We start from the raw sequence: 15,791 nt of genomic DNA, 5'->3' as shown, positions 1-15,791 counted from the left end.
CTTTTCTCATCAGGTGCAATGGTCGCCATTCTACAGAGGGTTGCCGCAACAATTGGTAAAACCTGACCAGGCGGTTCATCACAGCGTTTTCAGTTCCCGTCGATAAGCGTAGGTATCGGCGAAGCGCGAGAGCAGGAACTCGGCGCAGGTGGTGGCCGGGTATTTCGCCGGGTGCTGTTCATCCTCACAACCGGGCAGGCATTCGATGCGGGTATCCGGGTGCGGCTCGGCGAAGAACGGCATCGAATAACGATCCACGCCGAGCGGGCTGATCACCCGATGCGGCGTCGACAGATAGCGGTCGTTACTCCAGCGCGCCATCATGTCGCCAAGGTTGACCACGAACGTACTTTCGATGGGCGGTGCGTCGATCCACTCACCCTTGACGCTGCGTACCTGCAAGCCTGCGGCGGCATCCTGATAAAGCAGGGTGATGCAACCGTAGTCGGTGTGGGTGCCGGCTCCTTGCTGCTCGGCGGAGCTGGCAGTGTGGCGCGGCGGGTAATGAATCATCCGCAGCACGCTGACAGGGTCATTGAAGCGTGTGTCGAAGAAATCGCGCTCAATCCCCAGCGCCAGGGTCATCGCCCGCAACAGTGTTTGTGCGAGGGCTTGCATGTCGACGTAGTGTTGCTCCATCAGCGCTTCCCAGCCGGGCATGGACGGATGGCGATTGGGACCGCGCAAGGGCTTTTCCGCCAGTACGTCAGGGTGCTCGGCCGGCAGGTGCAGGCCCATGTCGAAGGTTTCTTTGAGGTCGCCGGGTTTGCTCGGGTCCAATTGCTCGGTGGCAATGGCGCCGTACCCGCGATGGTGATGGGTCTGGGTGATGTCGATCTTGAGTTTTTCGGCGGTGGGCCGGGCGAAGAATCGTTTGGCGTGGTCGAGCAGGGCGTCGATGCGCGCAGTGCTGATCGGATGACCCTTGATGTAGAAGAAACCCCACTCGCGGCAGGCGAGGTCGATTTGTTTGGCGACAGTTTGCCAGGCGATTTGGTCGGTGCTGTAGAGCGGGGCGATGTCAATGATCGGGAGCAGGTTCATCTGGCTGTCCTGATGAGTACGATATGACCTTCCGTAGGAGCTGGCTTGCCAGCGAAAGCGTCATCCCATTCAACGAAAATGCTGGATCGAATGGCCCTTTCGCTGGCAAGCCAGCTCCTACAGAGGGTGTGTTCTGGCTGAAGAGTTACTTCGGCATCTCGGCCTTCATGCCTTCCACGTAGTAATTCATCGAAGCCAGTTGCGCCGTGGTCGCGCTCGCGCCCGCCGGGATTTTTTCGACTCCGGCCTGATCCTTGATCGGCCCGGTGAACAGTTGCAGCGCACCGCTCTTGATGTCGGCGATGATCTGCTCGGCTTCGCTCTTCACCGTCGCCGGCACCAGGTCGCTGATCGGCAGTTCAACCGTGCCTTCCTTCAAACCGCCCCAATAGTCCCGGGATTTCCAGTCATGGTCGATCACGCTTTGGGTTGCCTGAATGTAGTGCGGGCCCCAGTCGTTGACGATGGAGGTCAGCACTGCTTTCGGTCCGAAGTGCGCCATGTCCGAAGCGTAGCCCACGGCAAACACGCCGCGACGTTCGGCGGCCTGGATCGGCGCGGGGCTGTCGGTGTGCTGGAACACCACATCCACACCCTGATCGATCAGCGCGTTGGCGGCATCCGCTTCCTTGCCCGGATCGAACCACGAGTTGACCCACACCACCTTGATCTCGGTGCCGGGGTTGTACTTGTTCAATGCCAGTTGGATGGCGTTGATGTCGCGGATCACTTCCGGGATCGGGAACGAGGCGACGTAGCCGACTTTTTTGCTCTTGGTCATCTTCGCCGCAAGGAAGCCGCCGACGTAGCGGCCCTCGTAAGTACGCGCCAGGTAAGTACCGAGGTTGTTGTCCTGCTTGTAGCCGGTGGCGTGTTCGAAGGTCACCTTGGGAAACTGTTTGGCGACTTTCACGGTCGGGTTCATGTAGCCGAAAGAGGTGGTGAAGATCAGGTCGTATTTGTCCTTGGCCATGTTGCGGATCACCCGCTCGGCGTCGGCGCCTTCGGCGACGTTTTCCACGTAGTTGGTGGTGATTTGCGAGCCGAATTTTTCTGCGAGCTCCTTGCGCCCCTGTTCATGCTGATACGTCCAGCCGTGGTCACCGATCGGACCGATATAGACGAAGCCGACTTTCAGCGGATCGGCGGCTACGGCGGTCAGGCTGGCGCTCAGACCGATGGCCGCCACAACGGCGCAAAGCAGCTTCTTCAACGGACGGTTGTGCATGAATTGGAACTCCATTTTGTTGTGAGGTTGGCTGGGCTCTCGGGCTTGCACAGGGCAATGCAAATTGCTGACCAACAAGACAACAAAACGTGAATCCGCGGTGATGCCATCCCGAGCAGGCTCGCGATGGGTCTTTGAAGTCCGATAAAAGTGCATGTCCTTGCACTGCTGCCATCCACTGGTGCGCCAATCCAGATGGCCATGACCCTCCACAAAACCAATGTGGGAGCGAGCTTGCTCCCACAGTTTTAATCGGTGTTGTATCAGACCCCTGCAATCAGCTGCCGCGCCGCCTGGCTGTGATCGGCAATCAACCCCTTCAGATCCAGCCCTTCAACCTGCCCGTCAATCACCCGCCACTTGCCGCCGACCATCACCCGGTCCGCGCGATCGGCGCCGCACAGCAGCAGTGCCGAGACCGGATCATGGCTGCCGGAGAAGCGCAGTTCATCCAGCTTGAACAGGGCCAGGTCGGCCTGCTTGCCCACGGCCAGTTCACCGATATCGGTACGCCCCAACAGACTGGCCGAACCTTTGGTCGCCCAGCCGAGTACGCGTTCTGGGGTGATCTTCTCGGCGCCGTAGCGCAGGCGCTGGATGTACAGGGCCTGACGTGCTTCGAGCATCATGTTCGAGGCATCGTTGGATGCCGAGCCGTCCACGCCCAAACCCAGCAAGGCACCGGCATCGGTCAGATCGATACTCGGGCAGATGCCCGAGGCCAGGCGCATGTTCGAACTCGGGCAATGGCAAATGCCGGTGCCGGCGGCGCCGAGGCGGGCGATTTCGTCCGGGTTGAAATGGATGCCATGGGCCAGCCAGGTACGCGGGCCGAGCCAGCCAACACTGTCCAGATAGTCCACTGTGCGCAGGCCGAAGCGTTGCAGGCAGAAATCTTCTTCGTCGAGAGTTTCCGCCAGGTGGGTGTGCAGGCGCACGTCGAGTTTGTTCGCCAGTTCGGCACTGGCCGACATGATTTCCGGGGTCACCGAGAACGGCGAGCACGGTGCCAGGGCGATCTGGATTTGCGCGCCGTCTCCGCGCTCATGGTACTCGGCGATCAGGCGCTGACTGTCGGCGAGAATCACTTCGCCTTCCTGCACGGTCTGTTGTGGCGGCAGGCCACCGTCCTTTTCACCGAGGCTCATGGAACCGCGGGTCAGCATGGCGCGCATGCCCAGTTCGCGAACGCTCTCGACTTGCACGTCGATCGCGTTTTCCAGACCTTCCGGGAACAGGTAGTGGTGGTCGGCGGCGGTGGTGCAACCGGACAGCAGCAATTCGGCCAAGGCGACCTTGGTGGCGAGGGCGAGTTTTTCCGGGGTCAGGCGTGCCCAGACCGGATACAGGGTTTTCAGCCACGGGAACAGCGGCTGATTGACCACCGGCGCCCAGGCGCGGGTCAGGGTCTGGTAGAAGTGGTGATGGGTGTTGATCAGGCCCGGCAGAATCACATGCTCGCGGGCATCGAACACTTCATTGCACGGTGCGGACGGTTGTTGACCGGCGCTGAGTACTTCGACGATCAAACCATCTTGCAGCACCAAACCGCCACGGGCATCGAGACCGTTGGCCGTGAAAATGGCGAGGGGATTTTTTAACCAGGTACGGGTCGCAGCCATGTTGGCCGGCTCCTCTGAAAGTTGGGTTCAGGGTTGCCAGCTCAGTGTTGCCCTGTCTGCTGATCCAGGGTCGCCGGGGAGGCGAGGTGCGAAGTGTCGATCAAAACGCCGTCATGGGCAAGCCCGGCCCGACAGAACAACTCAAGACCTGTAGGAGCTGCCGAAGGCTGCGATCTTTTGATCCTGCCTTTAAAAATCAAAAGATCGCAGCCTTCGGCAGCTCCTACAGTGGGCGGTGGGGGTCACCAGGGAATGGTTTCACCCCGGTAATTGATGAAATGATGCCCGCCCTTGCCGACATACGCATTCACCTGATCGACCAGACCACGGGTGCTGGTTTCCACGTCGATGTCCGCGTCTTCACCGCCCATATCGGTTTTCACCCAGCCCGGGTGCAGCGACAGCACGGTGAGCCCTGTTTCGCCCAACTGAGTGACGAAGCTGTTGGTCATCGAATTCAGCGCCGCCTTGCTGGCCTTGTACAACGCCAGCTCCGGCGCGTCGGGCATGGTCACGCTGCCCAGCACCGAAGTCATGAATGCCAGCACGCCGGTGTCCGGGCGGATCTGTCCGACAAAGCGCTGGGCCAGGTTGATCGGCGCCACAGCGTTGGTGAAGAACAGTTGACCGACTTCGGCCATTGTCGCGCCACCGTTCGGCGTCTGGACTTCCGGCCCCTTGACCCCGGCATTGACGAACAACAGGTCAAACACATCCCCCTTGAGTTGTTGGCTCAGGGCGGACACAGCCTGTTGATCGTCCATGTCGAGCTTTTCGATCCGCACATTGCCCAGGGCCTGCAAGGCTTCGGCTTTTTGCGGATTACGCACGGTGGCGGTGACTTGCCAGCCATCGGCCAACAGTGTTTTCGCCAGCCCGAGGCCAAGCCCCCGGGAGGCGCCGATGATGAGTGCGGTTTTTGCCTTGGACATGATTGGCTTCCTTGAAAATTCAGGATCGTGGATTCAATGGACACTGTTGCCCGAGCCGTTGTTGCAACTCGTCGCGCAGCGCGCCGAATTCGGCCATGCGGGCTTCGATCAGTTTGAGTTTGTCTTGCAGCAGTTGCGTGACGGCGCTGTCCGGATCGGGCGACTGCCAGATTGCAGCCACGCTGTTGCCGATCTCGCCGAGGGTAAAGCCCAGTCTTTGAGCGGTCTTGATGTACTGCACCAGTTGCACCATGTCTGGCGGATAGTCGCGATACCCGTTGGCGCTGCGTTGCGCCGCGATCAATCCGCGCTGCTCGTAAAAGCGTAGCGTGTCGCGGCTGACGGCGCTGGCCTGGGCTAATTCACCGATGCGCATCATGACGTCTCGAGGGGGGCTTGACCCTGGAGCATACTCCAGGCTTTAGCCTTGTTGCTCCTTGAATTGATGGAGCAATGTCGATGTGGACTACAACGCAGTATCGCCGGTTGGTGCAAGGCAGTGCCTGGTATGACCTGATCGTGATGCTCGCATTTGTCACGCCGTGGAGTTTTGCAGCGTTGCATGGGGTTTTGACGGGGGTGAGTCAGGCGTTGAGTTTGCCCGGTGAGCTGCCACCGTTCGAACCGGCGCACATGTTGATGGCGAATCTGCTAGGATCGATTGTCTGCGTATGGTCGGTGCTGCGGATTCGTGATCCGCAGCAGGTTTATGGGCGGTATGACGCCGCGGGCAGATTCCTGTTCTCGGCCTGGCAGGCCTATGCCCTGATCCATGGCGCGAGTTCGCTGCTGGTGGTTTTTCTGGTGTTTGAATTGGCGTGGGGCATTGCTCAAGTGTTGCCAGTTCGGGCCCCTTCGCGGGCTTGCTCCGGGCGGCGTTCCGACGAAGAGGCCCGCCCAGACAACCACTAATGCCCAGCCTGCCACGGCTGCCCCAACGACACCGGCGCATACAACCGTGTGCGCACTGCATCCCGGGACAGCAGTACCAACACCACAATGGTCGCGACATACGGCAGCATCGCCAGCAGACTGGACGCAATCGCCAGCCCCAACCCCTGCGCCACCAGGTGCAGGATGCTGGCGAGCCCGAACAGGTAGGCGCCGAGCAGCAGGCGCCACACCCGCCAACTGGCGAACACCACCAGCGCCAGGGCAATCCAGCCGCGCCCGGCGCTCATGTTCTCCGCCCACATCGGCGTGTACGCCAGGGACAGATAAGCCCCGGCCAACCCTGCCATTGCACCGCCGAACAACACCGCCAATGTGCGTACAACCAAAACCGGCAAACCCATGGCGCTGGCCGCATCCGGGTTTTCCCCAACCGCCTGAATGATCAACCCGATGCGGCTTTTCAGAATCACCCAGGCCACCAGTGCGAACAACGCGAACGACAGATACACCAACAGGTCCTGGCCAAACAGCATCCGTCCGATCAGCGGGATCTCGCTCAAGTACGGAATCGCCACCGGCTCGAACCCCGCCAGCGGCTTGCCGACCCACGCCGCACCGACGAAGGTCGACAGGCCCACGCCGAAAATCGTCAGGGCCAGCCCGGTGGCCACCTGATTGGCGTTGAACACCTGCGCCACGAGGGCAAACAGCGACGACAGCAACATCCCGGCGAGCATCGCCAGCAACACGCCGAGCCACAGATTGCCGGTGCTGAACGCGACGATAAAACCGATCACCGCGCCAAACAGCATCATGCCTTCCTGGCCCAGGTTGAGGACGCCGCTTTTCTCGCAGATCAGCTCCCCCAGCGCCACCAGCAGCAACGGTGTACTGCAGCGGACCATGGCGTAGAAAATATTGCTCAGCAGATCGATATCCATCACAGCGCTCCTGCTTGTACGGCGGTGGCTTGGGCGCGACGGGTCCAGCGCAGGTTCAAGCGCGGTCGGTAGAGAATCAGTACATCACTGGCCAGCAGGAAAAACAGCATCATGCCCTGGAACAATTGGGTAATCGCTTGCGGCAGGTTCAGGCTCATTTGTGCGCTTTCGCCGCCGATGTACAGCAGCGCCATCAACAGGCTGGAAAACAGGATGCCGACAGGATTCAGGCGGCCGAGAAACGCCACGGTGATCGCCGCATAGCCGTAGCCCGGCGAGACCTGCGGCACCAACTGGCCGATGGGGCCGGTGACTTCGCACACCCCGGCAAGTCCTGCCAGGCCGCCGCTGATCAACAGCGCCAGCCAGATCAGGCGCTTCTCGCGAAAGCCGACGAAACCGGCGGCACGTTTGTCCAGCCCGAGCACTTTGATCTGGAAACCGACAAAGCTTTTCTGCAACAACACCCACACTGCCACCAGCGCGAGCAGGGCGAAATACACCCCGGCATGAACCCGGCCATCCGCCATCAACAGTGGCATGCGGCTGGCGTCACCGAACATCGCCGACTCGGGGAAGTTGAACCCGGCGGGATCCTTCAACGGGCCGTGAACGCAGAACAGCAACAGGTTCAGTGCGATGTAGTTGAGCATGATGCTGGTCAGGATCTCATTGGCGTTGAAGCGTGTGCGCAACCACGCCGTAAGGCCGGCCCACGCGGCCCCCGCCAGGGTGCCTGTGAGCAGGATCAGCACCAGTGCCCAGCGGCTTTGTATATCAATGATGTTCACCGCCAGTGCACTGCCGGCCAACGCGCCGAGCAGCAGTTGACCTTCGGCGCCGATGTTCCAGATACGCGCCTGATACGCGACGGCCAGGCCCAGGGCGCAGAGCAGAATCGGCAGGGCCTTGACCAACAGTTCAGAGACGCCATACAGGTCGCTGACCGGCGCGATCAGCAAGGTGTGCAAGGTCAGCAACGGATCGTGCCCGAGCGCGATAAACAACAAGGATCCACAGCCCAGGGTCAGTGCAGCCGCCAGCAACGGCGAGCACCACAGCATCAGGCGCGATTGCTGGCCACGGGGTTCAAGGGAAAGCAGCATGTGACACTCCGTTAGCGCGTGGCGGATACAAGTGATTGAGGGGCACCGAACTGGCCGGCCATCCAGCCGCCGACATCGCTCAGGCGGGTGTCGACGGTGGCGTGGAGCGCCGATAGTCGACCGCCGCACAAGGCGCCGAGGCGGTCGCTGATCTGGAACAGTTCGTCAAGGTCTTCGGAGATCACCAGGATCGCCGCGCCGGCATCGCGCAAGGTAATCAAGGCGCGGTGAATGGTGGCGGCTGCGCCGACGTCCACGCCCCAGGTTGGGTGTGCGGCCACCAGCAGTTTCGGTTGTTGGAGGATTTCCCGGCCGAGGATGAATTTCTGCAAGTTGCCGCCGGACAGGCTGCGGGCCGGTGTCTGGCTATCGGGTGTCTTGACGCCGAAACGGCGGATGATGTCCTCGGCCAGTGCTTCGACTTTGCTGCGCTGGATCAGACCGTGACTCACCAGTCCTTGCTGAAAAGCGGACAGCAGCGCGTTATCCGCCAGGCTCAGCTCTGGCACCGCACCATGTCCCAGGCGTTCGGCAGGGACAAATGCCAGGCCAAGTTGGCGGCGTATATCGGGGCGCAAATGGGCGACGGGCTCCTTGCCAAAACGGATCGTCGCGCTGACGTTGCGAGGCAGCAGCTCTTCGCCGCTGAGCAAGGCCAGCAACTCATCCTGGCCGTTGCCGGCGACACCGGCGATGCCGACAATTTCACCGCCGCGCACTTCAAGGTCGATGTCCTTGAGCGAGCAGCCGAACGGGTCCGGGTTGTGCCAGGACAAGCCACGGACATCAAGGAATGCATCACCTCCAGTAACCTTCGGATAGTCTGCAATCAACTCCGCTGCTTCACCGACCATCAAGCGCGCCAGTTGCTGATCTGAACACTCGGCCGGCAGGCAATGTCCGGCCACCCGTCCGCCGCGCAGTACCGTCGCGCTATGGCACAACGCACGGACTTCCCCGAGCTTGTGGCTGATGAACAAAATGCTGCAGCCTTCGGCGGCGAGCCGGCGCAGGGTGACGAACAAGTCGTCGGCCTCTTGCGGTGTCAGCACCGAAGTCGGTTCATCGAGAATCAACAGGCGGATGTCCTGCATCAGGCAGCGAATGATTTCCACCCGTTGCCGTTCACCGATCGACAGGCTGTGGACAAGTCGCTCCGGTTCCAGCGCCATGCCGTAGCGGCGGGACACTTCGCGAATCTTCGGCTCAAGCTGTTTGGGTGTGCCTGCCGCCACATCCATGGCCAGGGCGATGTTCTGCGCCACGCTCAGGGTTTCGAACAGTGAGAAATGCTGGAACACCATGCCGATGCCCAGACCGCGCGCCTGGGCCGGGTTGCGCAGGCTCACCCGCTGACCTTGCCAGATCACTTCGCCGGAATCTGCGTGGGTGACGCCGTAGATGATCTTCATCAAGGTGCTTTTGCCCGCGCCGTTTTCGCCGAGCAGGGCATGGATCTCGCCAGGGGCAATGGTCAGGTCGATGGCGTCGTTGGCCAGGCAACCGGGGTAGCGTTTTGTGATTCTGCGCAGTTGCAGGCGCGGAATCGGATCAGGGGTTGGAGCGCGATTGGGCATGACAGGCTCGGTGCTGTTGGGCTTGTGCCTGTGGATAAAGCAATTTTCTGGCCATATGGTCAGGAAAATGTCGAAGTCCTGCGAGCAGAGGCGTTGAGTACGCAGCTTTCAAATGTGCCACGCAGAGCCCGGCACCACATGGGGGCAATGGTGCAAATCAAGCCCTGATTTTGCTCGTGGGGGTTTGCTCAAAAAATGAGCAACCGACCACAAGCCATACCGTGCAGGGCGCCGAGACGGCCATGAACGGGTTATCCACAGATTGCTCCACAGTATTTGTGCGCAAGCTCAAAGCACGGGCATAAGCACTGAGTGGCTTTCTTCTAAAGGCGATAAACCGTTGTAACTGGTTGTTTTTATTTGAATTCGATGGGCTTGATGGCAAATAGGACGAAAATTGAGCAAAGTCCGCAAAGCCGTATGACACAAGGGTTACAGCCGTATGTGCTCAGGTTATCCACAGCCGGGTGCACAGCAGATGTGGGCAAATATGGAATAAGTGAAAAAGCGGCGTGCCCCAAAAGATTGCAGCTTGTGCTGAAGCTTTTTAGCGCTGCTGCAACAAAATACGTCCACGACTCAAATCGGCCAGTTGTGACTGCAGGGTTTCGATTTGCGCATCGCCCACGGCCAACTGTAACTCGACACCATTGGCGGTGAAGGTTTCATCCACAACCAACCCACCTGCCTCAGCCACTCGTAGCTTGACCAGGCTCAACTCGGCAAATCCGCAAGCGCAACGCAGCGGCACCCGGCTGATCAGCTCGATCTTTGGCGCCGCTTGCAGGCATTTATTTGCACCACCGCCATAGGCCCGGGCGAGCCCACCGGTGCCCAGTTGGATGCCGCCATACCAGCGAATCACCAGCACCGCGACCTGATCGCAATCCTGCGCTTCGATCGCCGCCAGAATCGGCCGGCCGGCCGTACCGCCGGGCTCACCATCATCAGTGCTGCGATACTGATCGCCGAGTTTCCACGCCCAGCAGTTGTGCGAGGCATTCAAGTCACTGTGCTGTTCAATGAACGCCTGGGCCTCGGCCGGGGTGGAGACTGGCGCGGCGAAGGTAATGAAGCGGCTCTTGCGAATCTCTTCGCGGTATTCGCAAAAACCGCTGAGGGTAAAAGGCATACGTACTTGAATGGCTACTTAAATGGCAGGTTTCAGGCCGCAGCCCTTGAGAATGATGTGGATCAGGTTGTCCCCGGCGTCTTCCATGTCCTGTTTAGTCAACCTGGTGCGCCCGGTGACGCGGCAGATCTGCGTGGCGAAATCGGCGTAATGCTGGGTGCTGCCCCACAACAGGAAGATCAGGTGCACCGGATCGACCGGGTCCATTTTACCGGCGTCGATCCAGGCCTGGAACACGCCCGCACGGCCCTGAAACCAGGCGCGATAATCCTGGTTGAAGTACTCGGTCAGGCATTCACCGCCGCTGATGACTTCCATGGCGAAAATCCGCGAGGCTTGCGGCTGGCGTCGGGAGAACTCCATTTTCGCGCGGATGTAACGGGTCAAGGCTTCGGCCGGGTCATCCTCTGCGGTGAGGGTGTTGAAGGTGCTGTCCCACAGTTCAATGATGTTGCTCAGCACCGCCACGTACAAACCGAGCTTGTTGGTGAAGTAGTAATGCAGGTTCGCCTTGGGCAGCCCGGCGTTCTGGGCGATGGTGTTCATGCTCGTGCCTTTGTACCCGTGACGGGCGAACTCGTCTTCGGCGGCTTTGATGATGGTCTCTTCGTTTTTCTGACGAATGCGGCTGACGGGTTTTGCGCCGTGGGCTGGGACTTCAAAGGTCATAGGCATTTCCGAGAAGATGAGTGGGTGCGGCCAATGCGTTGATAGCGTACCCGCAGGCTACAGACAAGTCTTTGGGGCAAACCAATCATTGCAGGAGCTGGCTTGTCGGGTCGCCGCATCGCAGCGAAGGCGGCCTGTCAGCCAACATCAATGCTGAATGCACCGGCCTCTTCGTCGGAACGCCGCCCGGGGCAAGCCCGCTCCTACAGTTCTGATATCCGACGAATCAGCGTGTAGCGGCCAGGCTTTCGAGAAAGCTCTCCAGCACCAGATGCGGACGGCGCCCTTTACGAGTGACCGACGCCAGGCTGAGGTCATAGAAGCGCGTTCTGGCTTTCAACGCTCGCAATCGGCCTTGCTGCACCCAAAGGCTCGCATAGTGATCCGGCAGGTAACCGATGTAGCGTCCGGTCAGGATCAGGAACGCCATGCCTTCGCGGTCCGAGGCACTGGCGGTGCAATTGAGCGCTTGATAGTGGGCCTGGATCTCTGCCGGCAAACGGAAGGTGGGCGCGATGGCGTCCTGACTGTTCAGGCGTTCGTCGTCCAGTTGTTTGTCGTCGACATAAAACAATGGATGGCCGACCGCGCAGTACAACAGCGAGCGCTCGCTATACAGCGGTTGATATTCCAGCCCGGAAAGAGCGCTGGCTTGCGGCACTACGCCGACGTGCAGACGGCCGTCGAGCACGCCTTGTTCGACTTCATTGGGCGCGATCATGCGGATCTGGATCTGCACGTCCGGGCCGCGTTCTTTCAATTGTGCGAGGGCATGGGTGATGCGCATGTGGGGCAGGGTGACCAGGTTGTCCGTCAAGCCAATGATCAATTCGCCGCGCAAGTGCTGGTGCAGGCCGTTGACCTCGGTACGGAAGCTTTCCAGTGCACTTAGCAGCTGCAACGCCGATTGATAGACCTCGCGGCCTTCTTCTGTCAGGGAAAACCCGGCACGTCCACGTTGGCACAGGCGTAAGCCGAGACGTTGCTCCAGATCGCTCATTTGCTGGCTGATCGCCGAGCGTCCGATGCCCAGCACGGTTTCCGCCGCGGAGAAGCCGCCGCATTCGACCACGCTGCGAAAGATCCTCAGCAGGCGAATATCAAAGTCGCTGACCTGGGCCAGCGGATCGGGACGGCGAGTGCTCATGCTGGTTACTCAAAAGTTTAGTAATTGGCTGACTGAACATTAGAAAAGTTGCATTTCACCGACTTTATCCTCGTGGCAATTTAGCTGCAACAACGGTTTTCAATTGCCGGTTTTACATTCCTATGCCGCTTATTGCCTTGCGAGGTTACGCCCATGAACTTGTCTGAAAACGCCCCGACTTCTCTGGCCAGCCAGCTCAAGCTCGATGCCCACTGGATGCCGTATACCGCCAACCGCAACTTCCAGCGCGACCCACGGCTGATCGTTGGCGCCGAAGGCAGCTGGCTGATCGACGACAAGGGTCGCAAGGTGTATGACTCGCTGTCCGGTCTGTGGACCTGTGGCGCCGGGCACACCCGCAAGGAAATCCAGGAAGCGGTCGCCAAGCAACTGGGTACTCTCGATTACTCGCCAGGCTTCCAGTACGGCCATCCGCTGTCCTTCCAGCTGGCTGAAAAAATCACCGACCTGACCCCGGGCAACCTGAACCACGTGTTCTTCACCGACTCGGGCTCCGAGTGCGCTGACACTGCCGTGAAGATGGTCCGCGCTTACTGGCGCCTGAAAGGTCAGTCGACCAAGACCAAAATGATCGGCCGTGCCCGTGGCTACCACGGCGTGAACATCGCCGGCACCAGCCTCGGTGGCGTGAACGGCAACCGCAAGCTGTTCGGTCAGGCGATGATGGACGTCGATCACCTGCCGCACACTTTGCTGGCCAGCAACGCTTACTCCCGTGGCATGCCGGAGCAGGGCGGTATTGCCTTGGCTGACGAACTGCTGAAGCTGATCGAACTGCACGATGCGTCGAACATCGCGGCGGTATTCGTCGAGCCATTGGCCGGTTCCGCTGGCGTGCTGGTTCCACCACAGGGTTACCTCAAACGTCTGCGTGAAATCTGCGACCAGCACAATATCCTGCTGGTGTTCGACGAAGTGATCACCGGTTTCGGCCGTACCGGCACCATGTTCGGCGCCACCACCTTCGGCGTGACCCCGGACCTGATGTGCATCGCCAAGCAAGTCACCAACGGTGCGATCCCGATGGGCGCGGTGATTGCCAGCTCCGAGATCTACCAGACCTTCATGAATCAGCCGACGCCTGAATACGCGGTTGAATTCCCCCATGGCTACACCTATTCCGCGCACCCGGTGGCTTGCGCTGCGGGTCTGGCAGCGCTCGACCTGCTGCAAAAGGAAAACCTGGTACAGAGCGTGGCCGAAGTCGCACCGCATTTCGAAAATGCGCTGCACGGCCTCAAAGGCACCAAGAACATCGTCGACATCCGCAACTACGGCCTGGCCGGCGCGATCCAGATCGCTCCACGTGACGGCGACGCGATCGTGCGTCCGTTCGAAGCCGGCATGGCGCTGTGGAAAGCCGGGTTCTACGTGCGCTTCGGCGGCGACACCCTGCAGTTCGGCCCAACCTTCAACAGCAAGCCGCAGGACCTGGATCGTCTGTTCGACGCGGTCGGCGAAGTGCTGAGCAAGATCGACTGATTTGACAAACACACCTGTAGGAGCGAGCTTGCTCGCGATGGACGTTAACGATGATGTGGGCTGCCTGGATGAACACGGCGCCCTCACCATCTTCGCGAGCAAGCTCGCTCCTACAAAAAGCATCTACATAGCAGGCGCTCCGAAGCGAGCGTCTGTGGACAACTTTTCAGGAGCTTCCATGAGCGTTATTCCGCATTTGATCAATGGCGAACTGGTGACCGAGAACGGTCGCGCGGTCGATGTGTTCAACCCGTCTACCGGTCAGGCTATTCACAAGTTGCCGCTGGCGACCCGCGAAACCATCCAGAGTGCCATCGACGCGGCCAAGGCAGCGTTCCCGGCCTGGCGCAACACGCCGCCGGCCAAGCGTGCCCAAGTGATGTTCCGCTTCAAGCAACTGCTGGAGCAGAACGAAGCGCGCATCTCGCAATTGATCAGCGAAGAACACGGCAAGACCCTGGAAGATGCGGCCGGTGAACTGAAGCGCGGTATCGAGAACGTCGAGTTCGCTTGCGCGGCTCCGGAAATTCTCAAGGGCGAATACAGCCGTAACGTCGGCCCGAATATCGATGCCTGGTCGGACTTCCAGCCGCTGGGCGTGGTTGCCGGTATCACGCCGTTCAACTTCCCGGCCATGGTGCCGTTGTGGATGTACCCGCTGGCGATCGTCTGCGGCAACTGCTTTATCCTCAAGCCGTCCGAGCGTGATCCGAGTTCGACGTTGCTGATTGCCCAGTTGCTGCTGGAGGCTGGTCTGCCTAAAGGCGTACTGAGCGTGGTGCACGGTGACAAGACTGCGGTGGACGCCTTGATCGAAGCGCCGGAGGTCAAAGCGCTGAGTTTCGTCGGTTCGACGCCAATTGCCGAATACATCTATAGCGAGGGCACCAAGCGCGGTAAACGCGTCCAGGCCTTGGGTGGTGCGAAGAACCATGCCGTTCTGATGCCGGATGCGGATCTGGATAACGCTGTCAGCGCACTGATGGGCGCGGCATACGGTTCTTGCGGCGAGCGTTGCATGGCGATCTCGGTAGCGGTGTGTGTGGGTGATCAGGTGGCCGATGCACTGGTGGCCAAACTGGTTCCGCAAATCAAGGCACTGAAAATCGGTGCCGGTACCAACTGCGGCCTGGACATGGGCCCACTGGTGACTGGCCAGGCGCGCGACAAGGTCAGCGGTTATGTAGAAGACGGTGTAGCTGCCGGCGCGAAGCTGGTGGTGGACGGCCGTGGCCTGACCGTGGCTGGCCACGAGGAAGGCTTCTTCCTGGGTGGCTGCCTGTTCGACAACGTCACGCCAGAGATGCGTATCTATAAAGAAGAGATCTTCGGGCCGGTACTTTGCGTTGTTCGGGTCAACAGCCTGGAAGAAGCCATGCAACTGATCAACGATCACGAATATGGCAACGGCACCTGCATCTTCACCCGTGACGGCGAAGCGGCGCGGTTGTTCTGCGACGAGATCGAAGTCGGCATGGTCGGTGTCAACGTACCGCTGCCGGTGCCGGTGGCTTATCACAGCTTTGGCGGCTGGAAGCGTTCGCTGTTCGGCGATCTGCATGCTTATGGCCCGGATGGCGTGCGTTTCTACACTCGTCGCAAGGCCATCACCCAGCGTTGGCCGCAACGTGCGAGCCATGAAGCTTCGCAGTTCGCGTTCCCTAGCTTGTAAGTAGAAAGGGGATGGAAGGCCGGCGCCCTTTATTGTTGGGGAGCCGGCCTTCGCGTTTCTGGGGCTTTTTGAACCTATATGACAGAATTGTGAAAATAGCTGTTGACGGCAGATTCCAGGTGTCTATAATTCGCCCCACTTCCGGCGCAGTCGAAACGGAAAACTCCTTGGTAAACAATGAGTTACGCGGTTTTCGACAGCGGGTTGCTTCAGGTCATCGAAGCCAAAAGGAAGTTGAAAAAGAGGTGTTGACAGCAGCGTGTAACGCTGTAGAATTCGCCTCCCGCTGACGAGAGATCTGAAGCGCAAGTGGTTGAAGTTGTT

Annotated in this window: 14 protein-coding genes; 3 read left to right on the top strand and 11 right to left on the bottom strand. The window is 60.0% G+C overall.

What is annotated here, in order from left to right; genetic code table 11:
• Positions 1-78: 78 nt before the first annotated feature.
• From KW849_RS19445 to KW849_RS19425, 5 genes are all read right to left on the bottom strand, one after another.
• Positions 79-1,044: a 2-oxoglutarate and iron-dependent oxygenase domain-containing protein gene (locus KW849_RS19445; protein ID WP_218430885.1), complete on the bottom strand. Its 966-nt coding sequence runs from the start codon at positions 1,042-1,044 to the stop codon at positions 79-81.
• A 145-nt stretch (positions 1,045-1,189) separates the two neighbouring features.
• The gene (locus tag KW849_RS19440) at positions 1,190-2,272 is read right to left on the bottom strand and encodes a BMP family ABC transporter substrate-binding protein (protein WP_218430884.1); all 1,083 of its coding nucleotides are present in this window, start codon (positions 2,270-2,272) and stop codon (positions 1,190-1,192) included.
• Positions 2,273-2,535: 263 nt separating this feature from the next.
• Positions 2,536-3,894 (bottom strand): 8-oxoguanine deaminase, encoded by a 1,359-nt coding sequence (locus KW849_RS19435; protein ID WP_218430883.1) that lies wholly within the window; start codon positions 3,892-3,894, stop codon positions 2,536-2,538.
• A gap of 242 nt (positions 3,895-4,136) precedes the next feature.
• Positions 4,137-4,826, bottom strand: coding sequence for an SDR family oxidoreductase (locus KW849_RS19430; RefSeq protein WP_218430882.1), 690 nt, complete (start codon positions 4,824-4,826; stop codon positions 4,137-4,139).
• 19 nt (positions 4,827-4,845) lie between these two features.
• Entirely contained in the window at positions 4,846-5,202 is a 357-nt protein-coding gene (locus KW849_RS19425; RefSeq protein WP_218431052.1) for a MerR family transcriptional regulator, read from the bottom strand.
• Between the two features lie 83 nt (positions 5,203-5,285).
• Between KW849_RS19425 and KW849_RS19420 the strand changes: the two genes are divergently transcribed.
• On the top strand, positions 5,286-5,738 hold the full coding sequence (locus tag KW849_RS19420; RefSeq protein ID WP_218430881.1) for a hypothetical protein: 453 nt from the start codon (positions 5,286-5,288) through the stop codon (positions 5,736-5,738).
• Here the strand turns inward: KW849_RS19420 and KW849_RS19415 are convergent.
• The 6 genes from KW849_RS19415 to KW849_RS19390 form a co-directional block, all read right to left on the bottom strand.
• A complete protein-coding gene (locus KW849_RS19415) occupies positions 5,735-6,661 on the bottom strand; it encodes an ABC transporter permease (protein ID WP_218430880.1) in 927 nt (308 codons plus the stop codon). The genes KW849_RS19420 and KW849_RS19415 overlap by 4 nt on opposite strands.
• The gene (locus tag KW849_RS19410; protein WP_218430879.1) at positions 6,661-7,767 is read right to left on the bottom strand and encodes an ABC transporter permease; all 1,107 of its coding nucleotides are present in this window, start codon (positions 7,765-7,767) and stop codon (positions 6,661-6,663) included. The genes KW849_RS19415 and KW849_RS19410 overlap by 1 nt, the downstream gene beginning before the upstream one ends.
• A gap of 11 nt (positions 7,768-7,778) precedes the next feature.
• Entirely contained in the window at positions 7,779-9,344 is a 1,566-nt protein-coding gene (locus KW849_RS19405; RefSeq protein ID WP_218430878.1) for an ABC transporter ATP-binding protein, read from the bottom strand.
• A 547-nt stretch (positions 9,345-9,891) separates the two neighbouring features.
• Positions 9,892-10,476, bottom strand: coding sequence for a YigZ family protein (locus KW849_RS19400; RefSeq protein WP_218430877.1), 585 nt, complete (start codon positions 10,474-10,476; stop codon positions 9,892-9,894).
• A gap of 18 nt (positions 10,477-10,494) precedes the next feature.
• A complete protein-coding gene (locus KW849_RS19395) occupies positions 10,495-11,145 on the bottom strand; it encodes a TetR/AcrR family transcriptional regulator (RefSeq protein ID WP_218430876.1) in 651 nt (216 codons plus the stop codon).
• A 226-nt stretch (positions 11,146-11,371) separates the two neighbouring features.
• Complete coding sequence (locus KW849_RS19390) at positions 11,372-12,292, bottom strand: LysR family transcriptional regulator (protein WP_218430875.1); 921 nt, start codon at positions 12,290-12,292, stop codon at positions 11,372-11,374.
• Between the two features lie 153 nt (positions 12,293-12,445).
• On the opposite strand from KW849_RS19390, the gene KW849_RS19385 reads away from it, so the two are divergent.
• Both KW849_RS19385 and KW849_RS19380 read left to right on the top strand, forming a co-directional pair.
• Entirely contained in the window at positions 12,446-13,795 is a 1,350-nt protein-coding gene (locus KW849_RS19385; protein ID WP_218430874.1) for an aspartate aminotransferase family protein, read from the top strand.
• 178 nt (positions 13,796-13,973) lie between these two features.
• A complete protein-coding gene (locus KW849_RS19380; RefSeq protein ID WP_218430873.1) occupies positions 13,974-15,467 on the top strand; it encodes a CoA-acylating methylmalonate-semialdehyde dehydrogenase in 1,494 nt (497 codons plus the stop codon).
• Positions 15,468-15,791: the final 324 nt, after the last annotated feature.

The organism is Pseudomonas sp. PDM26 (genome assembly GCF_019219185.1).
Lineage (GTDB): Bacteria > Pseudomonadota > Gammaproteobacteria > Pseudomonadales > Pseudomonadaceae > Aquipseudomonas.
This window is presented reverse-complemented; position numbering and strand designations above follow the sequence as displayed.